This is a genomic window from Providencia sp. PROV268, assembly GCF_028477805.1.
Classification (GTDB): domain Bacteria; phylum Pseudomonadota; class Gammaproteobacteria; order Enterobacterales; family Enterobacteriaceae; genus Providencia; species Providencia stuartii.
On sequence record NZ_JAMPLW010000032.1, the window covers coordinates 1 to 24,237 of the forward strand.

Sequence of the window (24,237 nt, forward strand, 5' to 3'; positions counted from 1 at the left end):
TCAAGCCCCGTGAGATAACTCACGGGGCTTTTTTTATCTGTGCTTTAACCTCTTCCTGCATACTACATTTCTTCAATAGATTATGAACCTGCTTAGCGCAAACCATGTGTTTGATGCTTGCAAAATGCTATGAATAATTCAGAAATGGTTAATGAACAGATAATTATCAGTGGAGTTTAGCCTTAACTACATAAGATATAACAGGGTAGGTTTGATATACTACAAGCCATATGGTTTATAAAATTGCTAAAATGCTTTTAACTTCTAATTTTGTAGGGATCAGAAACGTGGCGAAAAGAACCTATTCTGTCAGATATATTGCAGGTCAACCCGCTAAACGTATTCAGCCAATGCCTGTACATATGTTAGGAGAATCATTACCCGTGGGGCTTCCCCTATTTGCGGCGGGAGAAACCTTAGATGTTGTGACATGGAATATTTATAAACAACAGCGGCCTAACTGGAAAAAGGTCCTTAATGAGTTAGTTAAAGATAAAAAACTGATTCTACTTCAAGAAGCTCAAATGTCGCCTGAGCTTATTTCATTCGCAGCCTCCCACAAACTGATAGCAGATCAAGTGCCCGCGTTGCCTTTTTCTCAGCATCCTGCTGGCGTAATGACATTAGCAACTGCTCATCCTATCTACTGTTGCCCGCTACGCGAAAAAGAGCCGTTATTGCGTTTAGCAAAATCGGCATTGATAACAGTTTATCCCTTGCCTAATGGGGAGCATTTGATGGTTGCAAATGTGCATGCCATAAACTTTAGTTTTGGTGTTGATGTTTATACAAGGCAATTAAGTAAATTAGGTGAGCATATATCGAAACACGTTGGCCCTGTACTTTTGGCTGGAGATTTTAATGCGTGGAGCCGCCAAAGGGTTAACGCCTTAAAACGCTTTGTTAGAAGCGTGGGGCTTAAAGAGGTTAACTATGATACTGATCAGCGCACTAAAGCGTTTGGACGGCCTTTAGATTATCTCTTTTATAGAGGCTTAAAAGTGAAAGATTGTTATGTCACAAACACAGACGCTTCAGATCATAACCCAATTATTACTCAGTTTGACTTAGTATAAAAATTATTTGAGTACCTACCTATTAGTGATTTCATACTTAAAAAGCCATTTATAGTTATTCTGCTCTTACGATAAACATTATCGATATGTTAGTTGCTGATAATGTTTATTTGGCTAAAAACAAATATTTATTATTAGACTGTATAAATAAGTTAGTCTTAAAATGAATGTTATTATTTTCATTCGGTAATTAAAAATAAAGATAACTATAATCTTGCTTATTTTTATTTAATGATAATTCACTGAATGTAATTAGTTTTATTTGGTGGATGAATATTAATTATTAATTAAATGTATGGCGAATTAATTAAATTAAACTATATTTATATATCTATATGATAACGATTTAACACAACTTAAATAATAGGTGGGTTAAAGTATGAAGCATATCGTCATAGTCGGTGGTGGTACAGGTGGTACAATGTTAGCGAATATCCTTGCAAGGAAACTTAATAAGGATATTTTTTCTAAAAAAATAAAAATAACATTAGTGACTGATAACCCTACTCATTATTATAAACCAGCTTTTATGTATGTTGCATTTAACTTATTCTTTAAAGAGGAGTTAAGTCGCCATGAACGATCGTTATTACGGCCCGAAATTAATTTAGTGATTGATAAAATTGAGTCCTTTGACTTTAAAAATAAAGAACTAAAGTCAAATAGTGGTAAGACTTTAAATTATGATTACTTAGTTATCGCGACAGGATGTGTTCCTCGGCCAGATAGAATAGAAGGGTTAAAAGAAATAGGTAACCACTTCTATTCTTATGAGCCAGCAAGAAAGTTAGCAGATCAATTATCAAAAATTGAAAAAGGTAGGATCTTTATCACCGTATCATTTCCTGAAACGCCAAATGTTCCTCATCAATGTGGTATCGCACCAATGGAAACGACATTGATGTTAGATGAATTTTTACGTAAACGTCGCGTAAGAGACAATATTGAAATTGTATACACCTACCCGACAGTCTCTCAATTATTACGTAATTGCCTTTTCCTTCAACAACCTGTTTGTGAAGCTATCCCTGAGATTTTTAATATAAAAAATATTAAAGCCCAACGAGGTTTTACATTAAGTAAAGTAGATCCAGACAAGAAAGTCGCTTATTCACAAGAAGGTGATGAGCAGCCTTTTGATATTTTAATTAGCACTCCGCCAATTACAGCTGTTGAAGCTGTGATTAATACAGGCTTAAGTGAGCACAATAATGGTGAAGGCTGGCTCCCAACAGATCATGAGACCATGCAAGTCTACGGCACAGATGGAGTGTATGTAATCGGTGATACCGTTGATTTGCCTATCAGTAAAGCAGGAGGGAGCTGTCATAACCAAGCTGGGATTATTGCTGATAATATTTTTGGTGAATTAACTTATGGTTATCCTGCGGCTATTTATGATGGGCGTGTACAAGCCGTTGCTCAAATGGGATTAAATGCAGGTATGCCATTACAGTATGACTATAAACATGATGTTATCCCAATACCTGCAACTAGGGTGGGAGGACTACTCAGAAATAGTTTCAATAGAGGTCTTTATTGGGCTGCTATCCGTGGTTTAGTGTAAGAGGGTAATTATCATGTCAAATGAAAATACGCACTCCAAACTTATTGAGCTACTTAATTCAGAGTCTGTAGATCATTTCGCCGAGAAAATATCACCACTGCTGCATTTAAAACGCTTAGATAATATCGTTGATCTACTTTCTTTAGTTTCTGACCTTGTTGATATTCTTGATTTAGGTACGGTTGAAAAATTATCCAATTCATTCGAAGACACGTTAACGCCAGTTTGGGAGCTAGGAACGGCATATAACATGGCTAAGATGGAGGCGATATATGATGATAAAACGCATAATTTTCGTTCAGTTTATAGCTTGTTAAAAGATCCAAATACTTTACGGGGGATTAGTATCCTATTAAGAACGTTGCAGATTATGGGTTCTAGGATACCTCAATCCAATGAGAAGTAATTTTTTAGGAGAGTGGTATGAGCTTAAATCAGAGGAATGCTTTTGATACTCGAATAATACACAGTTTTTATGACCAGCGTGAAAACAAAGGGGCGTTGGTTCCGCCTATATATCAAACCTCAACTTATTCATTTAGCAGTGCGGAAGAGGGAGCCGCCTGTTTCAGTGGTGAGAAAGAAGGGTATATTTACACAAGAATTAATAATCCTACGCTAGATTTGTTAGAAAAAAGGCTCGCTGATTTAGAAGAAGGTGAAGCAGCGATTGTATTTTCGTCAGGAATGGGAGCCATTACATCGACTTTTTGGTCTCTAATGAACCCAGGTGATGAACTATTAGTTGATATGACGGTTTATGGGTGTACTTATTCCTTTTTTCATAATGGACTCGAGCGATTCGGTATTCAGGTACGCCACATTGATATGAGTGAGCCTAAAAATGTAGCTCAAGCGATCAGCAAAAAGACGAAAATGATTTTTTTTGAATCCCCAGCTAATCCTGATATGCGCTTGGTGGATATACAAGCGGTAACGAATATTGCTAAGGAGCATAATATTATTGTCGTTGTTGATAACACCTATTGTACTCCTTATCTACAAAAGCCAATCACATTAGGCGTTGATATTGTGATCCATTCATTAACCAAGTATATGAGTGGTCATGGTGATGTTATTGCAGGCGCAGCCATAACAACAAAGGAAATAGCGAAGCAGATCCGGCTAGTTGGGTTAAAAGATATGACGGGAGCGTGTTTATCACCTCATGATGCGAGTTTGATTATGCGAGGAATGAAAACGCTCTCTGTTCGTATGGAGCGTATTGTGAAGAGCGCTCAACAGATAGCACAATATCTCTCTTCTCATCCTAAAATTGCATTTGTCATTTATCCAGGCTTGCCGAGCTTTAAACAATATGAGCTAGCCAAAAAACAAATGAAATTACCTGGCGGCATGATTGCCTGTGAAATTAAAGGCGGCATGGAATCAGGTAAACGCTTTTTAAATCGTTTAACGCTATTTTCACGAGCAGTGAGCTTGGGGGATTGTGAATCCTTAGCACAACACCCTGCAAGTATGACACATTCAACTTATACACCAGAAGAACGACAATATTATGGGATAAGTGATGGATTACTGAGATTATCGATTGGACTAGAGGATGTAAATGATTTGATTGCCGACCTTGAGCAGGCTCTTGAATTAGAAAGTTAATGATAAAACGCCCCATCAATGATGGGGCGTTATGTTGTGTTTTGCAGATAGGATTATTTTAATTATTTTTTTGGTAATCGCGCATTATAAAGTAGGCAACAGTAAGTATCACAACCCAAACACAACCGACGATTAAAGCCACTCGTGTGTTTTCAAAGAACCCAAGTAATGCGATAACAAATACCATAAAGGCAATCGTCACCATAGGGCCGACCGGCCAAAATGGTACAGGGAACTTGAGCTGTTTAACCTCTTCTTGGCTCATTTTACGGCGCATAGCAACCTGCGAAAGCAAGATCATTAACCATACCCAAACAGTGGCAAACGTTGCAATTGAAGCAATAATCACGAAAATTCGCTCAGGTAAAAGGTAATTTAAGTATACGCCAAGCAGCATAACGGCTGACATCACCAAGACGGTTACCCATGGCACACCATTGCGTGTCAACTTAGTGAAAGCGCTAGGTGCTTGTTTATCTTGAGCCATGCCGTACATCATTCGACCAGCGCCAAAAATATCACTGTTAATGGCCGAAATGGCGGCGGTGATAACAACGATGTTTAGAATGTTTGCGGCAGAAGAAATATTCAGACTAGAAAAAATTTGCACGAATGGGCTACCGTTTTGCCCAATTTGGTTCCATGGATAAATACACATTAAGATAAAGAGTGTTAAACCATAGAATAGCAAGATCCTAATAGGCACGGCATTAATTGCTTTAGGGATGGTTTTCTCTGGGTTTTGAGCTTCGCTTGCGGTGATACCAATCACTTCAATCCCACCAAATGCAAACATAACAATGGCGAGAGAGGCAATAACGCCAGTAATGCCATGCGGCATAAAACCACCATGTTCCCATAGGTTTTGCAAGCCGACAGCGTGGTCTGTCTCTTTACCAAAACCGTAGAACATTAAGAAGGCACCACCGATAATCATGGCAATAATCGCGGTCACTTTGACTATCGATAACCAGAATTCAAGCTCACCAAATATTTTAACGTGACATAAATTCAACGCACCGATAAATAAAACGATGCTGAGTACCCATACCCATTGATCAACATGAGGGAACCAAAAGCCCATATACATCCCGAAGGCGGTGATATCTGCAAGGCAGACAACCAGCATTTCGAAAACATAGTTCCATCCGGTTAGAAAGCCTGCTAATGGCCCCATATAGTGGCTGGCATAGTGAGAAAATGACCCTGGAACTGGGTTATGAACCGCCATTTCACCTAAAGCACGCATAACCATAAAAACGGCAGCGCCCCCTATCATATAAGCGATGAGTACTGCGGGGCCGGCTGCTTGTATGGCTGAAGCGGAGCCATAAAAGAGGCCTGTACCAATCGCTGACCCTAAGGCCATAAAGCGAATGTGCCTGACACTCAGTCCCTTTCTGAGTTGATTTTTTTTACTACTTTGCATTTTTTGTCCTGTCTTTAATTACCGAATATCGTTTCGGTTTTTTTAATCAGATGTGCTTTATCAAATCCAAGCTGTTTACATTACCATAAAGTGGGTTAACCGCGGATAGATATCTGCGATATAATACGTATTAAGATGACAATGCCAGAGAGTGCGATGAATTACCCAATCAATGAAATTTTTCAAACATTACAAGGTGAAGGTGTGTTCACCGGTGTTCCTGCTGTTTTTATTCGCTTGCAAGGCTGCCCAGTGGGTTGCAGTTGGTGCGACACCAAACATACTTGGGAGAAAGAAGAGAGCAAAGCAACAACACTTGGTGATATTGCACTAAAAACCGTTGATACAGATACATGGGCGCTGGCGGATAGTCATGAATTAATCAACCTCATGAAAAAACAAGGGTATACAGCTAAACATATTGTTATCACAGGGGGAGAGCCGTGTATTTACGATCTGCTTCCTTTAACGTGTGAGTTAGAAAATCAAGGCTATCAGTGCCAAATTGAAACGAGTGGCACTTATCCTATTCAATGCTCAGATAAAACATGGGTAACGGTATCACCAAAAGTGGGGATGAAAGGGGGATTACAGGTGCTTACGGAATCAATTAACCGAGCAAATGAAATCAAGCACCCTGTTGCGCGTGAAAAAGACATTGAAGAGTTGGATAAATTGTTGGCAAAACGAACCGAAAAACATGCGCCAGTTGTTGCATTACAGCCTATTAGCCAAAAAAGCTTAGCAACCAAGTTATGTATCGATACGTGTATTGCGCGAAATTGGCGTCTTTCTATTCAAACCCATAAATATCTTAATATCGCCTGATGTGCCGCGTTGAACACGGCATACCAGAAAGTGTCTATTCGCCGCGGTAAATACAGCCAGCATTACAGGTTTCTTTCACTGTCACGGCACTGAGTAATGGTAAGAGGGGTTTGGTTTTATGCCAAATCCAGCTCGCCAGCACCTCGCTGGTTGGATTTTCGAGGCCTTCAATATCATTTAAGTAATAATGGTCGAGTTGATCTAAGATTGGCTTAAATGCTTTTTTGACATCACCAAAATCGATAAGCCATCCACTTTTTTCCTCGACTTCGCCTGTCAGCTCTAATCTTACCATGAAAGAATGGCCATGGAGGCGACCGCATTTATGACCTTCAGGTACATAGGGAAGTTTGTGTGCCGCTTCAAAATGAAAATCTTTATAGATGCTTGTTCTCATAACTAACTCCTTATAAATCGAAATGCAGCGTATTCTACTGTAATTTGTACTCCGAGCATCTTATTTTGTCGAATTATCACTAACCATTTTTATGAGTATGATTCACTAACTATTTTCATTAGGCTTTTTAGCTATTAGTTATGGCGATCGTTTCTTATCCCGTTACGAAAGGGTGTTATAACCTGACAAACTATCGGGGTAGTAATTTATGATGAGCAACTCTGGGGTTATAAGATAATGACAAAAAAACAGTCTCCAATTTCGGCATTGCCAATATCTATGGAGCAACTTGCACGCTTACAGACAGCCGTGGATGATTTTTCATCTCACCAATTAGCTTGGTTGTCTGGATATTTGTGGGGAATGGTAAACCAAAATACAGTGACTAGCACACCTGTGAGTGCTCCCGTGCCACAGGACGAAACGATTACAATCATTTCTGCTTCACAAACTGGCAACGCGCGCCGTTTATCTGAACAACTTAGAGAAAAGTTGCTCAGCGAAAAGCTCAATGTGAATTTAGTGAATGCAGGAGATTATAAATTTAAGCAGATCGCGCAAGAAAAAATATTGGTGATAGTTGCATCAACACAAGGAGAAGGCGAGCCTGCTGAGGAGGCGGTTGCATTATATAAATACTTGCACTCCAAAAAGGCTCCAAGCCTGAATGAAACGGCATACGCTGTTTTCGCATTAGGCGACTCTTCCTATGAGAAATTCTGTCAAGCTGGTAAAGATTTTGATACGCAGCTGGCTCAATTAGGCGCCAAGCCATTACTTGCACGTATCGATGCCGATGTAGAGTATCAAGCAATTGCAGATGCATGGATTGAGGAACTGAGCCAATTACTTAAAGCGCGAGTGCCAACGCAAAGTACTCATCAACTTGTTGCGGCTCAGGTAGGGAGCGTAGATGAAATTCATTCATCACCTTACACTAAGACGTCGCCACTTACCGCATCTTTATCGGTCAATCAGAAGATCACAGGGCGCGGATCACTAAAAGATGTTCGCCATATTGAGATTGATTTGGGGGATTCAGGGTTACGCTATCAGCCTGGTGATGCGCTTGGGGTGTGGTTTGATAATGATCCTGCTCTTGTTGAGGAGCTTATCGGTTTATTATGGTTAACCGGTGATGAAAAGGTTCAAGTGGCTGAACAATCATACACACTACGTGATGCACTGACTCACCATTTAGAATTGACACAAAACACCCCTCTTATTGTTGAAAAATATGCCAACTTGTCAAAAGACGAGACTTTATTGGGGTTAATAAGTGATAAGCAGGCACTTTTGCACTATGCACAAAATACTCCCATTGTTGATATGGTGAGACAAGCTGCCGCTCAGCCTACCGCTCAAGAGTTTGTTGAGCTTCTTCGACCATTGACCCCACGGTTGTATTCAATCGCATCTTCACAGGCGGAAACAGAAGATGAGGTGCATATTACTGTCGGCGTTGTACGTTATGACATTGATGGTCGTGCTCGTACAGGTGGTGCTTCTGGCTTTTTGGCTGATCGCCTAAAAGAAGGTGATGAACTGCGTATTTTTATTGAACACAATGATAATTTCCGTCTTCCAGCCGACAGTACAAAACCTGTCATCATGATAGGCCCCGGTACTGGCATCGCACCGTTCCGTGCATTTATGCAGCAACGCGATAATGAGGAAGCGACCGGTAAGAACTGGTTGTTTTTTGGTAATCCACATTTTGTTGAAGATTTTCTCTACCAAGTGGAATGGCAACGCTATGTCAAAGAAGGTTTGTTGACCAATATTTCATTGGCCTGGTCCCGAGATCAAGCACAAAAAGTGTATGTGCAAGATAAGTTGCGTGAACAAGGTGAGGAAGTTTGGCACTGGATTGAAGAAGGGGCACATATCTATGTCTGCGGTGATGCGAATCACATGGCTCGGGATGTGGAGCAGGTGTTGCTGGAGATTATCAGTCAATACGGAAACATGGATAGCGAATCGGCAGATGAATTTTTAAGTGAGCTGCGCGTGGAGCGCCGTTATCAGAGGGATGTCTACTAATGAGTGATAAAAAATACGGGCCTTTGGTCGTAGAAGGCAAACTGGCTGATAGTGAACGGATGAAAAACGAGAGTAATTATCTACGTGGAACTATCAAAGAAGATCTCAAAAATGGATTAAGTGGCGGATTTGAAGGGGATAATTTCCTACTAATTCGTTTCCATGGGATGTATCAACAAGATGATCGTGATATCCGAGCGGAGCGCGCTGAACAAAAATTAGAACCCCGCCATGCGATGATGCTTCGTTGCCGGTTGCCCGGAGGCATCATTACGCCTAAACAGTGGTTAGATATCGATAGATTCGCATCAGAACATACGCTGTATGGCAGCGTGCGTATCACTAACCGACAAACCTTCCAGTTCCACGGTATTTTAAAGGGAGATGTGAAGCCTGCACACCAAATGTTACATCATGTGGGGCTTGACGCATTAGCGACGGCAAACGATGTGAACCGTAATGTGCTTTGTACCTCTAACCCCGTTCAATCTGAGCTACATCAACAAGCTTATGAATGGGCGAAAAAAATATCGGAACATTTACTGCCACGTACATATGCTTATGCAGAAATTTGGCTTGATAAAGAAAAGGTGGCAACAACGGATGAAGAGCCAATATTAGGGAAAACCTATTTGCCTCGTAAATTCAAAACATCGGTAGTGATACCGCCATTAAATGATGTCGATTTACACGCCAATGACATGAACTTTGTAGCGATTGCTCAAGATGGGGAGTTAATTGGCTTTAACGTGTTAGTGGGCGGTGGTCTTGCGATGACTCACGGTGACACGGCGACTTACCCTCGATTAGCCAGTGAGTTTGGGTTTATTTATTTGAAAGATACGCTGGCGATTGCAGAAGCTATCGTGACAACTCAACGTGATTGGGGGAATCGGACAGAACGTAAAAATGCTAAAACAAAATACACGCTGGAACGTGTTGGTGTTGAAACATTTAAACAAGAAGTTGAAAGACGCTCTGGGGTGACCTTCGAGTCAGTTCGGCATTATGCGTTTACTCAACGTGGTGATCAAATTGGTTGGTTAAAAGGGATAGACGATCGTTGGCATCTCACGTTATTTATTGAAAATGGTCGTTTAATCGATTTGCCTAATAAACCACTAAAAACAGGTGTTGCAGAAATAGCTAAAATTCATCAGGGAGACTTTCGCTTAACGGCGAATCAAAACCTGATAGTTGCGGGAGTGCCTGAATCGGAAAAAGAGCGCATTGAAGCGATTGCACGTGAACATGGTTTGATCAGTGATGAGGTGACATTGCAGCGTGAGAACTCAATGGCTTGTGTTTCTTTCCCTACCTGCCCATTAGCAATGGCGGAAGCAGAGCGCTTCTTACCTGAATTTGTCAGTGAAGTAGAAAAAATCATGTCGTCACACGGCATCGGTAACGAGCATATTGTATTACGTGTGACAGGATGCCCAAATGGCTGTGGTCGAGCCATGCTGGCGGAAGTTGGATTGGTAGGTAAAGCGATTGACCGATATAACTTACATTTAGGTGGTAATCGTATCGGTACTCGAATTCCGCGCATGTATCGAGAGAATATTAGTTCGGCGGAAATTTTAACTATCTTAGACAATTTGATTGGTCGTTGGGCAAAAGAGCGGGAAGATCAGGAAGGTTTTGGCGACTACTTAATTCGCGCTAATGTAGTGAAACCAGTACTGAATTCAGCTATCGATTTTTATGAAGTGAAGGAGGCGGTATGAGTCAACTCAAACTTGCCGAAGTACTTAAATTAGATAAAGTGCAACAAGCTGAATATTTATCAGCATTGAATGTGCAATTGGAAAAATTGAGTGCTATTGAGCGAATCGAGTGGGCATTAGATAATTTGCCCGCTAAATTTGTATTGTCATCCAGTTTTGGCATACAAGCGGCGCTCATGCTACATATGGTGACACAAGTGATGCCCGATATTCCTGTTATTTTAACGGATACTGGGTATCTTTTTCCTGAGACTTACATCTTCATTGAAGAGTTAAAAGATGAACTCCATTTGAATTTGCAAGTTTATCGCTCCCCATTATCTCCAGCGTGGCAGGAAGCTATTTATGGCAAATTATGGGAACAAGGAACTGAGGGGATAGATCTATACAATCAAATTAATAAGGTTGAACCGATGAATCGAGCTTTGCGGGAGTTAAAAGCGCAAAGTTGGTTCTCGGGGCTGCGTAGAGAGCAATCGAAGAGTCGTGCCACGCTGCCCGTACTGAGTATCGGTAAAGGGGTATTTAAAATATTACCAGTGGTTGATTGGAATAATCGCCAAGTACATGAATATCTGACCAAATATGATTTGCCTTATCACCCTCTTTGGGAGCAAGGGTATTTATCTGTTGGTGATACACATACCACTCGTAAATGGGAGCCTGGTATGAGTGAAGAAGAGACCCGCTTTTTCGGTCTTAAACGCGAATGTGGGCTTCATGAAGGGTAAGTTACTGCAAATAGCTTGAGTGGCTGACCTGATAAATCAGCCACTCAATGTTTAATTCAATTTTTAGAATAAGTATTTAAATCTGACTCTGGAGCCATAACGATCTTTATCGCTATTTTTCACTTCGATATCTTTTCCATCAATTACAGAGTAGTAAGCGCCGATATAAATTTTAAAATTATCCATATCAAGTATGTTTGGTAACTCATATGAAGTATATAAAGTGTGAATATCATATTTTCCTGGACCAAAAATAACTTCATTATCGATGTCACTATCATAATTTAATGCGTAGGACTTGATATCATTATGAGCGTAAATATAACCCAGCTGCAAGCGGCGCCATAAAATATTGGCACCAGTAGTAAAATCTGTTTCATTGCTAGCATCTAAATAAGCCGTACTCCAGTTTACGTCGATACCATTTGTTGGATCATCTTTTAAGCTATTCCAACCTAGAGTTAAACCATATCCATTACGCTTAGATTGGTTTTTAAACTCACCTGTATTTTTATCTTCATAACCATAAGCATTTTTAATAACATTACTTTCAATGGCGGCGGCTACTTTAAAGTTGTCTTTATTCCAAGCGATCACAGGTCGAACATAGATAACATTTTTCTTATTGATTTGTTTTCGCCCATGGTATTCGCCATCGGTAAAGATACTGGTGCCATCTTCGATTAATAGATTTGTTTCAAAATACCAATTATCGTATTTAGTATTAAACATCATGCTGCCGCCACTATTGCTTCTTCCTCGGCCCTCTTTCATCATATAGATATAGCCAAAGCCATCACTATAGGTATCATTCGCGGTATTACCTGAATACTCAATAAAGGTATCTTGATTTAATGGGAACATATCGTAGGCTTCATAGCGGCCTAATTTTATTTGCCAACTCTCTTTTTTACCAAAGTAGAATTTGGCATCATCTAAACCAATTTGTCCATTAATATTAGCGAGTGGTTGAACGGAAAAGCCTGCATAGTTGTTATTCTTTAAAGAACGCTCACCATCAAGTCCAATTAGAATACGGCCATTAATTCCCCATTTATCATAATCACCAAAATCTTTATCTTTTCCTGCCTGAGTATTTACTGAGGTCAGTTGCCCTTTTTTACTAGCAATATCAGTATTAAATTCGACATCACCGTAAAGTTTAAGCTTGCCATATTGGCTATTGGTTTCGATTAAATGTGGGGCTTCAGTATGATTTGTCGTAGCTGTTGTATTATTGATTGGCTGATTAATAACTTGACGATTTTGTAATACTTTTTCTAAATTAGCTGCTTTTTGTTCAGCAAGTTCTGCTCTTTTTTCAGCAGCAAGTGTTCTTTGCTCTAAAAGCGCTAAACGTTGCTCTATTGATAGAGAACTTGTATTAGCTTCGGTTATAACAGGCATAGCTAATCCTAAGCTAACAGCAGTAGCTAATAGTTTAGTTTTCATTCTTTATTCCTTGTTTATATCTGGATGGAAAACAGAGTTTCCATCCGATAATTTATTATTTGATTAGTGTATGTATGTCTATTTCAGTTAATGAGTGCACTTCACGATCAGCTTCAGGCAGTGGGCCTTCAGCGATAATACCAATAGCATAAATCCTCGCTTTTTTAAGGGCTTGTATTCCTGCCATTGAATCTTCAAAACCAACACAATACTGAGCAGGCACATCAATGAGCTGCGCTGCTTTTAAAAAGATTTCAGGATCGGGTTTACCTTGTTTTAATGACTTAGGATCAACAATAGATTGAAAATAGTGCTCTATAGCCAATTTTTTCAATATAGTTGGCGCATTTTGGGATGCAGAGGCAATAACACAAGGTATATTGTATTGGTTAGCCTGCTTAATTAAATCTAATACGCCGGGTAAAATATCTTTTGGGCTAATGTTATCAAGTAACTTTAGATAATATTCATTTTTCCTTTCAGAGAGCATATTTTTCTCTTCAATAGAAAATGAATTTTGCTTATTACCATGGCGTAAAATTTTATCTAATGACTCTACACGGCTGATTCCTTTTAAGGATTGGTTGAATTGTTCATCAATTTCAATCCCGATTTCGCTAGCCAGCTTTTTCCAAGCTAAATAATGGTAACTGGCTGTATCAACAATAACACCATCAAGATCAAATATGAGTCCTTTAACCATTAGCGTTACCCTCATTAGAATTTAAGGAAAAAGGAGTGTTAGGAACAAGGCTATAGAGGTGGTTATTGATTGATATTGTGCATGCTTTATCACTCATCACCGTAATATTGTTATGAGTTACCCTGATGTGGAACAAAACACATTGGTGTCTTAATTTAAAACTCAGCCCTTGCCACTGTTTAGGTAACGAAGGCGCGATATTAAGAATATCTTGTCGAATATCGACACCAGCGTAAGCCATGATCGTAGTATTTAAAGTCGCTGCCATCACTCCGGTATGTATGCCTTCAGCCGTCGTTCCACCTTGGATATCGTTGTAATCTGAGTACAAGGCATCCTGATAGAGTTGCCACGATAGGTCATGGAGCTGTATTTGTTCGGCTAAATAAGCATGAACAATGCGCGATAAGGTTGAGCCATGAGAGGTGCGTTCAAGGTAATAATGTAGATTTTTCTCCGCAAAGCTTTCAGATAATGAGTAGCCCAGAGATTCAATTAAAGATTTCACAGTTGTTTTATCTAAGTTATTAAACAACATGAGTGTGTCGGCTTGTTTAGCGACTTTGAAATCATCTGCTGATTTATTTTCTTTACGTAGGATCCGATCCATTCGGTAAATATTGCCATATTTCTGGCGATAGCTTTCCCAGTCGAGATCATCTAACGCAAAGTAGCCTGCAAATTGTTCAATAACGTCATCTTGATTTAGCGTGACAGCGAGCTGCGTTTTAATTTGGCAGAGCTTGTCGAGCGTATTTGCAGAAAAACCAAATTCAGATAATTTGTCAGTAAAACGTTTATCGCGATACAGCGTCGTCATCTCATTAAAAAGCCACGCCACCATTAAATTGGTATAGACATTATCTTTTAGGCCGCCTTCTTGAGCATCGGCATATTTTTCATGAAATTCATCGGGGCCCATGACGCCACTGATATGAAAACGTTGGTCTTGCTCATCCCACTGACATAGGCTAAGCCAAAATAACGTGATGTCATTGAGCAGCTCTAAGCCATACTCTTCCATAAATGGGTTATCAAGGGTATTACGCCAATATAGCCACACGTTGTAAGCGATGGCTAATGAAACATGGCGTTGGCGACAACTGTGGTCAGGATCCCACTGACCAGATAATGGATTTAAATGCAGAACTTGAGTTTGCTCTGTACCATCGTGACCTGACTGCCATGGGAACATAGCGCCTTGGAAACCGGCGGCCTTCGCTGCGAGTCGGGCAGCTTCTAATCGGCGATAACGATAGAGTAAAAGTTGGCGAGCGGTATTAGGGAAGTGCATGATATAAAATGGGAAAATGAAAATCTCATCCCAAAAAATATGCCCTCGATAAGCTTCTCCGTGTAACCCTCGTGCGGTGACGGAAACATCAAGTTTATTTTTTTCGTTACTAAACGGTGACGCTGATGAAAGTAAATGGTAGGTATGTAGACGTAATAATTTTTGCGTCATTAAATCCCCTGATACTGCAATATCAGCTTCATCCCATAAAGTTTGCCATGCTTGTTTTGTTTCTGCTAACTGGGTTTGCCAAGCGGGAAGTTCCCATTTCGTAACATCTTGCCAATTATCGGGGTAAGCCGTAGATGTGGTTAGCGCGACACTTTTTTCAACAGTATAGGGGGTATTTTTCTGAGCATTGAATGTGATACTTTGCTCAACAACTGAGTCAGAAAAATGGCAAATAATGTCTTGTGGTGAAAAGAAATCACCACAAAGAGAGGATGCTAAGCCAATCCCTATTTTTGATTGATGAGTTTGAGCTAACAGATAAGCATTTTGTTGCTTTGCACCACCTTCTAACACACTGTAATGGTTTTGATTTAGGCTACGATATCGTTCTACTCCCGCATTACAAGTGTTCCCTTCTAAGCGAGTGAGAAGGGTCATTTCGCCAGAAAAATTTAACGGAATAAATTGGTAATGTAGGCAGTAATGAGACATATTTGCCATATTGGCAAACTTGAAACAGCGAATATTCAGTTGTTTCCCGTCTGTTGTTTCAATAAGCCAGTCAGAAGATAGGACACCGGTTTTAAAATCTAAATGGCGGGTTAGAGCAAGTGTGGTTACATTATTTGGATGAATGTAATCGCCATCTCCGATTTTAAGCGAAATAAACTGACCATTCGGTGCATTAACAAAGTCTTCGTTGACCACTTGGTGATCGTTGACTTGAGAGGTTGCTTGATTATATAGGCCTGCAATATAAGTTGCAGGGTAATAATCATGACTCGCTGTCATCTCCGGTAATGTACCGCGCAGGCCAATATACCCATTTGCCACCGTTAATAGTGACTCTTGGCAATACTCATCTTTCCCTGATGTTAAACCGGAATACTCAATTGACCAAGTGAGTTCTTTTTCCCGATGAATGAATTTCCTCTCTAAGCTGTCCTGTTGATTTACTTCCCTGATATTTTCAATAATAAATGGCTTATTAAGAGATTCTGTAAATAAATTTGCGACATCAATAGTTTTATTATCTTGTGTTTTTATCACATAAGATTTTTTTCCATCGTCATCGACTGGCCATTGTATAACGCCACCGTCAATCAATTGAAAGTCGCTATTTATTTTCTTAGCGATATTTAACCAGTCATGATAAGTACTATTTACGGTGTCAAAGGTGTAATCATATTTATTATTATTGTACTCAACAGACACGCTGATATCTGTAAAAGCAATGTATAAGTAATTCATAATAAACCTTAAATTTGATGATATATTAATTAGCTTGTAGCGTGCCTTTTCTTTCTTTATAGCGATAGGCGATAACGGTTAATGCAATGGGAACGACAACGGCGACGACCATAGCGAACAGGTAAACTAACCAATAAGTTGGTTGTATCGATAAAATGCCAGGTAAACCACCCACGCCAATACCATTAGATAGAACATGGTTTAAACCACAAATCAGTCCTGCGAGTGAAGCACCAACCATCGCACATAGCATTGGGAAGCCATATTTTAGGTTAACACCATACATAGCCGGCTCTGTTACACCTAAATAGGCTGAAATAGCGGCTGGGATAGTAATTTCATGTTCATTTGCTTTACGGCTAACAATAATGATACCGACAACCGCTGAAGCTTGGGCAATATTTGATAATGCGATAATAGGCCAAATAGGGGTGCCGCCGTAACTTTGAGTCATCTGTAAGTCGATCGCTAAGGTTGTGTGATGTAACCCTGTGATCACCATTGGCGAGTAGAAAAAACCGAAGATAGCTGAGCCAATAGGCGCAAAGTCACCTAGCATTAATAGCTTGATGACTTCGGCAATACCATTGCCAATGCTTCTGCCAATAGGGCCTAAAATAACGTGTGCGACGAAGACTGAGATAATCAATGTGACGATTGGAACAATAACCAATTTTAAATAATCGGGAATGTAACGGCGTAAACGGGTTTCAAACCAGCCGAGGAATAAACCTGCTAAGATAGAAGGGATGACTTGCGCCTGATAACCGACTTTCTCAATTGTAAACAGCCCAAAGTTCCAAACATCAGGGATTTGTGAGCCTAAATTATAGGCATTCATTAGCTGAGGAGAAACTAAAGTGATCCCTAATACTAAACCTAGGGCTGGGGTACCCCCCATCTTTTTAGTTGCAGACCAGCAGATGCTAACAGGTAAAAAGTGGAATATTGCTTCGCAAGGTAACCATAGGAAATCATAAATAGGCTTTAACCAAGGATAAAAATAGGTTAAAGGTTTATTATCCGATACAGGCATCTCACCAATAACGTTACGCAAACCTAAAAGTAAACCACCACAAATTAAAATAGGTAATAGTGGTACGAATATTTCTGCCAAATTTGCGATAAGCCTTTGCCAAAAACTCATATTTTTTTTGGCGTCAGACTTTACTTCATCTTTACTTTTTGTTTCTAACTCAAGATGCTTTGAAAGAATTTGATAATAGTGGTCAACATCGACACCAATAATAACTTGGAACTGTCCGGCATTATTAAAACACCCCTTAACAAAAGGGATTTGTTTTATTTTATCTATTTCTGCGATATTAGGGTCATTAAGAACAAAGCGCAGCCTTGTTAAGCAGTGAGAAACACTAATAATATTATTTTTACCGCCAATCAGTGCAATAAGCTCTTCAATGGCCTTTAAATCTTTGGCACTAGGCATATTTATTTTCTCATCGTAGTTATGTTTTTTTTTAATATATATCCTTATTTGCATTATTTGAACGGGAACGTTCCCATAACTAGACGATGATCACAAGTAATAATAATTATTTTCTTAAGTTATTAATTTAATTTATCACTGGAGATAATGATTTTTTGTGGCGGAACATCTTCTTTTGCCATTTTAATCAATATATTAGCAGCCTCTTTCCCACTCTCTCTAAAGCCTAAACGGTAGAATTTGGTTTGAGGAAATAAAAAGGCCAATAAATCATTTCGCCCAATACAGGCCACATCGATATGATTCATGTTTTGTTCGGATAAGTATTTTTGTACACCAAATGCTAATGAGTCTGTTGCGCACAGTATGGCTTGTGGTGATGTGGTTAAGATCTCTTTAGCAAGCATATAGCCACTTTGGTAATTAAGTTCACCTAATTGTGCGTGAGGGGTTAAACCTTGCTGCTGACAATAGTGTAGATAAGATTGGTAACGAAGTAGGCCCGTTGTTTCATCGTGAACATTGATCCCGATATAACTTATTTGTTGGTAATTTTTTTGTTTATGAAAATAGTGCATAAGGTTTTTAACCGCACTTTCATCATCGTGACAAATAGAGACAAAACCTTCTAATGGTCGCGCAATAACAACCATTTTTTGTTTCCAATTGGAGAGCTTATTGATATCAATGCCTGAAAAAGCAAAAAAGACAATCCCATCAACCTTTTGGCGAGCAAGCATTTTTAAATGTTCCTCAACTTTTTCCGGTTTAAATTGACTCTCTAAAATAATAGGGTCGATATTATTTTGATAGAAAATAGGTAGCATGGAACTGACTGCTTGGTTTTCAGCGTAAGAATCTAAACGCGTCATGATGATGCCGAAAGAGCGGTTTGAATAGCCTCGCATTGCACGGGCAGATTTTGAGGGAGTAAATTGGTATTTTTCAATTATTTGATTAACTTTTTGCCGAGTCTCTTCATTAACCATTGGGTCTTGATTAATCACCCTTGAAACTGTTGATTTACCTACGCCACATAGCTTTGCAATATCATTAATGGTGAGTTTCTTTTTATCCGTTTTTATCATAATGTTTTGTCTTAATTAGCTAAATACTTATAAAGGCTTAGTCATTTATATTTATTTTCTATTTATGTGCTTAGTCTAACTCATTTTTTTCAAGGCATCTGTAGAAAAGAAGCGATCAATACTTATCTTAGTCGTGAAATCGCGTTTTGCTTTGATGCCATTATGAGTATTTCTTCTTCATAACTCATTAGGCTGACTTATTCCTTTGCGTTACATCTAATGAATTTTTGGCATTTCATAACCCAACTTGCACGCCATATAGTCAATTTAAATGGTTGTCATAAAAAAGTGATATAACACCGGAAGAGCAAGATGGAATATTTACCGTTATTTGTGGATCTTCGATCCCGCAAAGCTGTGCTAGTTGGCGGCGGCGATGTTGCAGCACGCAAAGCAGAGCTATTGCTTAAAGCTAATGCCGCGCTTGTCGTCATTTCTCCGACATTAAACCCACTCTTACAGCGCCTTTATGAGCAAAATGCATTTGAGTGGATTAAAGGTGAGTATCACTCTGCACATATTGAGAAGGCATATTTGGTGATCGCTGCAACTGATAATCCCTCATTGAATGAGAAAGTTTTTCATGATGCGGAGTCTCAACACACCTTTGTAAATGTGGTTGATGAAAAGCCGCTATGCTCTTTCATTGTGCCTTCAATCATCGATAGAGACCCTGTCGTTGTTGCTATTTCATCGGGGGGAACGGCTCCCGTACTTGCTCGTTTATTACGCGAAAAACTGGAAGGGATGCTACCACATTCACTAGGCCAGATGGCTGAGATAGCAGGGCGCTGGCGCGAAAAGGTGAAAGAGTCTATTACCAGCATGCGTGAGCGCAAACGTTTTTGGGAAAAAAGTTTTAATGGTCACTTTGCCTCATTGGTTGAAAAAGGCCAACTTTCACAAGCAGAGCAGCAGTTAGAGAAACAACTGTATGAACAAGATACTAGCGGGGAGCTGACCCTTGTTGGCGCAGGCCCCGGAGACGCAGGGCTATTAACATTAAAAGGTCTGCAAGTTTTGCAAAATGCAGATGTTGTTTTATACGACAACCTTGTTAGTGAGGAAGTGCTTGATTTAGCACGGCGTGATGCAGACAAAATTTGTGTTGGAAAGCGAGCTCATCGTCATTCAGTTCCCCAAGAAGAGACCAATTCGTTAATTGTCAAACTAGCGAAACAGGGGAAAAAAGTCGTACGTTTAAAAGGTGGTGACCCCTTTATTTTTGGTCGAGGTGGCGAGGAGCTTGAAGTGGCTGCCGCCGCAGGTATTCCTTTTCAAGTGGTTCCCGGTATTACAGCAGCGATTGGTGCGACAGCGTATGCGGGGATCCCTTTGACGCACCGTGAACATTCTCAAAGTGTCACGTTTATCACAGGGCACTGTAAGAATGATGGGAATGAATTAGATTGGCCAGCTTTGGCTAGAGGTCATCAAACCTTAGCCATTTATATGGGAACGGTAAAGGCGGATAGCATTAGTAAACAATTGATTTATTTTGGGCGCTCCCCAGAAACCCCTGTGGCAGTCATCGGTTGTGGTACACGCAGTAACCAGCAAGTGCTTAGTGGTCAGTTGTATGAATTAGAAGCACTTGCGCAAAAAGCGCCTTCGCCTGCTTTATTAGTGATTGGTGAAGTCGTCGCATTACATCAACAGTTAGCTTGGTTTGGTCATCAAGTCGTGGAAAACAGATGGCGTTCAGCCGTGCTGGAATTGGCTTAATAGAAGGAGGCCATCATGAATGAAAAACGATTGACCCATTTGCAGCAGTTGGAAGCTGAAAGTATTCATATTTTACGTGAAGTGGCTGCTGAATTTGCAAATCCAGTGATGCTTTATTCAATAGGCAAAGATTCATCCGTTATGTTGCATTTAGCGCGTAAGGCTTTTTATCCAGGTAAATTGCCATTTCCATTATTACATGTGGATACAGGGTGGAAATTTCGTGAAATGTATGAATTTCGTGATAAAACGGCGAAAAACTATGGTTTCGAACTCCTAGTTTACCGGAATCCAGAAGGGGAGGCGCTTGGTATCAATCCCTTTATACATGGTAGCGCAAAGCATACAGACATTATGAAAACGGAAGGTTTAAAACAAGCGCTGGATAAATATGGTTTCGATGCAGCATTTGGGGGGGCAAGGCGTGATGAAGAAAAATCACGCGCAAAAGAGAGAATATACTCTTTCAGAGACCGTTCACACCGTTGGGATCCTAAAAACCAACGCCCTGAATTATGGCATAACTATAATGGGCAAATTAATAAAGGTGAGAGCATTCGCGTCTTCCCACTATCCAACTGGACAGAACTGGATATTTGGCAATATATCTACTTAGAAAATATCGATATTGTGCCTCTCTATTTTGCAAAAGAGCGCCCTGTATTAGAGCGGGATGGCACACTATTGATGGTAGATGATGACCGTATAGATTTAAAAGCGGGTGAAGTGATTGCGAAGCGAAAAGTGCGTTTTCGGACGCTAGGGTGCTGGCCATTAACGGGGGCTGTTGAATCACAGGCAGAGACCTTACCTGAAATTATCGAAGAGATGCTGATATCCACGACGAGTGAACGTCAAGGTCGGTTAATCGATAGTGACCAAGCTGCATCAATGGAGCAAAAGAAGCGTCAAGGGTATTTTTAAGGGGAAACGTTATGGCAGATTTAGCATACAACGAAATTATTGCGGAACAAATTAAGCAACAAGGTGGAGTTGAAGGCTACTTATTAGCACAGCAACACAAAGGGCTATTACGCTTTCTAACCTGTGGCAATGTTGATGATGGTAAAAGTACCCTGATTGGTCGCTTATTACATGACACTCGACAAATTTATGAAGATCAACTTTCTGTGTTGCAAAATGACAGTAAGCGTATAGGCACACAAGGAGAAAAATTAGATTTAGCATTGCTGGTGGATGGCCTTGCTGCGGAGCGTGAACAAGGTATTACGATTGATGTCGCTTACCGCTATTTTTCAACCCAAAAGCGCAAATTTATTATTGCAGATACGCCGGGCCATGAACAATATACGCGTAACATGGCGACAGGCGCCTCAACTTGCTCACTGTCTATTTTGTTGATCGATGCTCGAAAAGGAGTTCAAGAGCAAACTCGACGTCACAGTTTTATTAGTACACTGCTGGGTATCCGTCACTTAATTGTGGCAGTTAATAAGATGGATTTAGTGGATTACAGTGAATCTGTATTCGAAAAAATTAAGCAAGACTACCAAAAATTTGCTACCGAATTACCTGTTGATCTGAATGTTTGGTTTGTACCGATTTCTGCTCTTGATGGCGATAATATTGTTAACAAAAGCCAAAATATTCCATGGTATCAAGGTGAAACGCTACTACACATTTTAGAAAATGTTCAAGTCCAGCAAAAAGCCTCAGAGCAGGCATTACGCTTCCCGATCCAATATGTGAATCGGCCAAACTTGGACTTTAGAGGCTATAGTGGAACCTTATCTTCAGGGATTGTGAGTATCGGTCAATCTGTTAAAGCATTACCATCGGGTCAAGTCTCTAAAGTTAAAGATATCATTACATTCGATGGTGCTTTGCAGTTTGCTGTTCCGGGGGAAGCAATCACATTAGTGTTAGAAGATGAGATTGATATTAGCCGTGGAGATTTAATTGTTGCAGAAAACGATACGTTGCAGAGCACTCATCATGCCTTGATTGATGTGGTTTGGATGTCGGAGCAGCCACTTGTTCAAGGGCAACAGTTGGATATCAAAATCGCGGGCAAAAGAAGTCGCGCCAAAGTTGAAAATATTCACTATCAAGTCGATGTTAATAACTTAACACAAAAGGTCGCTACTGAACTACCGCTTAATGGTATTGGGCTGGTGGAGTTCTCTTTTGATGAGCCACTATTATTAGATAACTATCAACACAATGCTGATACAGGTGGCATGATCCTAATTGATAGGCTCACGAATGTTACTGCGGGAGCCGGCTTAGTACGTGAGGTTACCGGACAGTTTATTGAGCAAAAAGATAACTTTAGCGAGTTTGAAATTGAACTCAATAAATTGATTCGACGCCATTTCCCTCATTGGGGAGCGCGCGATTTACTCGGTGGAAAATAAACATGATGGCGCTAACGGATAATCATATTGTTTGGCACGATCATCCCGTCACTCGGCAAGCTAGAGAAGTGGCAAATGGGCATAAAGGCGCGGTATTGTGGTTTACAGGGTTATCAGGATCAGGTAAATCGACATTAGCGGGAGCGACTGAGCAAGCTTTAGCCGCGATGGGAATAAAAACCTATCTGCTTGATGGTGATAATGTACGTCATGGTTTATGTGGTGATTTAGGGTTTAGCGAGGCGGATAGACAAGAAAATATCCGCCGGATTGGTGAAGTAGCTAAATTGATGGTCGATGCAGGCCTAATCGTCGCAACGGCTTTTATATCGCCTTATCAGGCAGATAGAGCGCGTGTTCGTGACCTATTTGAAGAAAATCAATTTTTTGAGCTTTACGTAACAACCCCCGTAGAAGTGTGTGAACAGCGCGATCCTAAAGGGCTTTATAAACAGGCCAGAGCAGGAAAAATTAAACAGTTTACGGGGATCGATTCTCCTTACCAAGAGCCGCTAAAACCCGAGTTACGGCTTGATGGTTTACAGCCTATCAACGACTCGGTGACAAGGATTATTCATCTGTTAACTCATCAACAAGTGATTAAGATTTAAACTGTTCTTCATGAGATGATGTTGCTGGATAGATGCGATTTTCAGTAACATCTCTTCGCGTTCATCTGTCATTTCCCCTTAGCTTTCCTGAACATAAGACCCACTTGGGTTAGTCTTGGTCTTCTATAGTGGCGTTACATAAGTGCAAAATATTTTGCATGAAGGCTCGTGTTTTCGTTGGTGAATTTTACTCAGTTAGGTAATAGTTTGATGATAGGCATAGAGATAAGATTTGATTCTGGATGAGAAATTAAACAAAGGACATATTGTTAACATTAATTTGAGTAAAATTTAGCCATTTAACCGGTAATTTTTACTTACTTTTATGACATTACTTTCTTCATAGTAGCGTCATGAGCTCAGTTATGGGATGATTAGCTAATCATTTCAGGGGGCAAAATGGGCAAATTAACGCTTCTATTAATCGCCGTATTGGCTTGGACACAATATTCTCTATGGTTAGGGAAAAATGGCATTCACGATTACGTCCGAGTCAAAGACGATGTTGCGGCGCAAGAAATTATCAATTCTCGCTTAAAAGTGCGTAATGAGCAGCTATTTGCTGAAATTAATGACTTGAACGATGGTCAAGATGCTATTGAAGAGCGTGCCCGTACTGAGCTTGGAATGATCAAACCTGGTGAATCATTTTATAGAATGGTAAAAGAGAGTAATAACCAAAAAGAATCTAAAAATTAA

At 40.1% G+C, this 24,237-nt stretch carries 20 protein-coding genes; 13 read left to right on the top strand and 7 right to left on the bottom strand.

Going from position 1 to position 24,237, the window contains the following annotated elements:
* The first annotated feature begins 287 nt into the window (after positions 1–287).
* From PR699_RS18280 to PR699_RS18295, 4 genes are all read left to right on the top strand, one after another.
* Complete coding sequence (locus PR699_RS18280) at positions 288–1,076, top strand: endonuclease/exonuclease/phosphatase family protein (RefSeq protein ID WP_171831120.1); 789 nt, start codon at positions 288–290, stop codon at positions 1,074–1,076.
* 379 nt (positions 1,077–1,455) lie between these two features.
* Positions 1,456–2,643: an NAD(P)/FAD-dependent oxidoreductase gene (locus PR699_RS18285; RefSeq protein WP_014656646.1), complete on the top strand. Its 1,188-nt coding sequence runs from the start codon at positions 1,456–1,458 to the stop codon at positions 2,641–2,643.
* A gap of 13 nt (positions 2,644–2,656) precedes the next feature.
* On the top strand, positions 2,657–3,049 hold the full coding sequence (locus PR699_RS18290) for a hypothetical protein (protein ID WP_014656645.1): 393 nt from the start codon (positions 2,657–2,659) through the stop codon (positions 3,047–3,049).
* A 17-nt stretch (positions 3,050–3,066) separates the two neighbouring features.
* Positions 3,067–4,260 (top strand): methionine gamma-lyase, encoded by a 1,194-nt coding sequence (locus PR699_RS18295; RefSeq protein WP_014656644.1) that lies wholly within the window; start codon positions 3,067–3,069, stop codon positions 4,258–4,260.
* A 58-nt stretch (positions 4,261–4,318) separates the two neighbouring features.
* Here the strand turns inward: PR699_RS18295 and PR699_RS18300 are convergent, their stop codons facing one another.
* Positions 4,319–5,689, bottom strand: coding sequence for an amino acid permease (locus PR699_RS18300; protein WP_040132396.1), 1,371 nt, complete (start codon positions 5,687–5,689; stop codon positions 4,319–4,321).
* Between the two features lie 156 nt (positions 5,690–5,845).
* On the opposite strand from PR699_RS18300, the gene queE reads away from it, so the two are divergent.
* Positions 5,846–6,517, top strand: a complete 672-nt coding sequence (gene queE, locus PR699_RS18305) for a 7-carboxy-7-deazaguanine synthase QueE (protein WP_014656642.1) — start codon at positions 5,846–5,848, stop codon at positions 6,515–6,517.
* Between the two features lie 34 nt (positions 6,518–6,551).
* Here queE and queD read toward each other — a convergent pair whose 3' ends face one another.
* Positions 6,552–6,914 carry a 6-carboxytetrahydropterin synthase QueD gene (gene queD / locus PR699_RS18310; RefSeq protein ID WP_014656641.1) on the bottom strand — a complete coding sequence of 121 codons (363 nt, stop codon included), beginning with the start codon at positions 6,912–6,914 and terminating at the stop codon, positions 6,552–6,554.
* A 237-nt stretch (positions 6,915–7,151) separates the two neighbouring features.
* Here queD and cysJ point away from each other — a divergent pair, with 237 nt between their 5' ends.
* The 3 genes from cysJ to PR699_RS18325 are packed head-to-tail and all read left to right on the top strand — an operon-like array spanning position 7,152 to position 11,418.
* A complete protein-coding gene (gene cysJ / locus PR699_RS18315) occupies positions 7,152–8,957 on the top strand; it encodes an NADPH-dependent assimilatory sulfite reductase flavoprotein subunit (RefSeq protein WP_014656640.1) in 1,806 nt (601 codons plus the stop codon).
* Positions 8,957–10,687: an assimilatory sulfite reductase (NADPH) hemoprotein subunit gene (cysI, locus tag PR699_RS18320; RefSeq protein ID WP_014656639.1), complete on the top strand. Its 1,731-nt coding sequence runs from the start codon at positions 8,957–8,959 to the stop codon at positions 10,685–10,687. The genes cysJ and cysI overlap by 1 nt, the downstream gene beginning before the upstream one ends.
* Positions 10,684–11,418 carry a phosphoadenylyl-sulfate reductase gene (locus tag PR699_RS18325; protein ID WP_014656638.1) on the top strand — a complete coding sequence of 245 codons (735 nt, stop codon included), beginning with the start codon at positions 10,684–10,686 and terminating at the stop codon, positions 11,416–11,418. The genes cysI and PR699_RS18325 overlap by 4 nt, the downstream gene beginning before the upstream one ends.
* A gap of 63 nt (positions 11,419–11,481) precedes the next feature.
* On the opposite strand, the gene PR699_RS18330 is transcribed toward PR699_RS18325, so the two are convergent.
* The 5 genes from PR699_RS18330 to treR form a co-directional block, all read right to left on the bottom strand.
* Positions 11,482–12,870, bottom strand: coding sequence for a carbohydrate porin (locus PR699_RS18330; RefSeq protein WP_014656637.1), 1,389 nt, complete (start codon positions 12,868–12,870; stop codon positions 11,482–11,484).
* Positions 12,871–12,925: 55 nt separating this feature from the next.
* Entirely contained in the window at positions 12,926–13,573 is a 648-nt protein-coding gene (gene pgmB, locus PR699_RS18335; protein ID WP_014656636.1) for a beta-phosphoglucomutase, read from the bottom strand.
* Positions 13,566–16,289: a glycoside hydrolase family 65 protein gene (locus PR699_RS18340; RefSeq protein WP_014656635.1), complete on the bottom strand. Its 2,724-nt coding sequence runs from the start codon at positions 16,287–16,289 to the stop codon at positions 13,566–13,568. Before PR699_RS18340 ends, pgmB begins: the two co-directional genes overlap by 8 nt.
* A gap of 25 nt (positions 16,290–16,314) precedes the next feature.
* Positions 16,315–17,736 (bottom strand): PTS trehalose transporter subunit IIBC, encoded by a 1,422-nt coding sequence (gene treB, locus PR699_RS18345; RefSeq protein WP_004922928.1) that lies wholly within the window; start codon positions 17,734–17,736, stop codon positions 16,315–16,317.
* Positions 17,737–17,858: 122 nt separating this feature from the next.
* Positions 17,859–18,824 (bottom strand): trehalose operon repressor TreR, encoded by a 966-nt coding sequence (gene treR / locus PR699_RS18350; protein ID WP_004922927.1) that lies wholly within the window; start codon positions 18,822–18,824, stop codon positions 17,859–17,861.
* Between the two features lie 312 nt (positions 18,825–19,136).
* Here treR and cysG point away from each other — a divergent pair, with 312 nt between their 5' ends.
* The 5 genes from cysG (at position 19,137) to ftsB (ending at position 24,237) form a co-directional block, all read left to right on the top strand.
* Positions 19,137–20,549, top strand: coding sequence for a siroheme synthase CysG (gene cysG, locus PR699_RS18355; RefSeq protein WP_014656634.1), 1,413 nt, complete (start codon positions 19,137–19,139; stop codon positions 20,547–20,549).
* Between the two features lie 15 nt (positions 20,550–20,564).
* Positions 20,565–21,473, top strand: a complete 909-nt coding sequence (cysD, locus tag PR699_RS18360) for a sulfate adenylyltransferase subunit CysD (protein WP_004922922.1) — start codon at positions 20,565–20,567, stop codon at positions 21,471–21,473.
* Between the two features lie 11 nt (positions 21,474–21,484).
* Entirely contained in the window at positions 21,485–22,927 is a 1,443-nt protein-coding gene (gene cysN / locus PR699_RS18365; protein ID WP_014656633.1) for a sulfate adenylyltransferase subunit CysN, read from the top strand.
* Between the two features lie 5 nt (positions 22,928–22,932).
* Positions 22,933–23,538, top strand: coding sequence for an adenylyl-sulfate kinase (gene cysC, locus PR699_RS18370; RefSeq protein WP_014656632.1), 606 nt, complete (start codon positions 22,933–22,935; stop codon positions 23,536–23,538).
* Positions 23,539–23,937: 399 nt separating this feature from the next.
* A complete protein-coding gene (ftsB, locus tag PR699_RS18375; RefSeq protein WP_004922916.1) occupies positions 23,938–24,237 on the top strand; it encodes a cell division protein FtsB in 300 nt (99 codons plus the stop codon).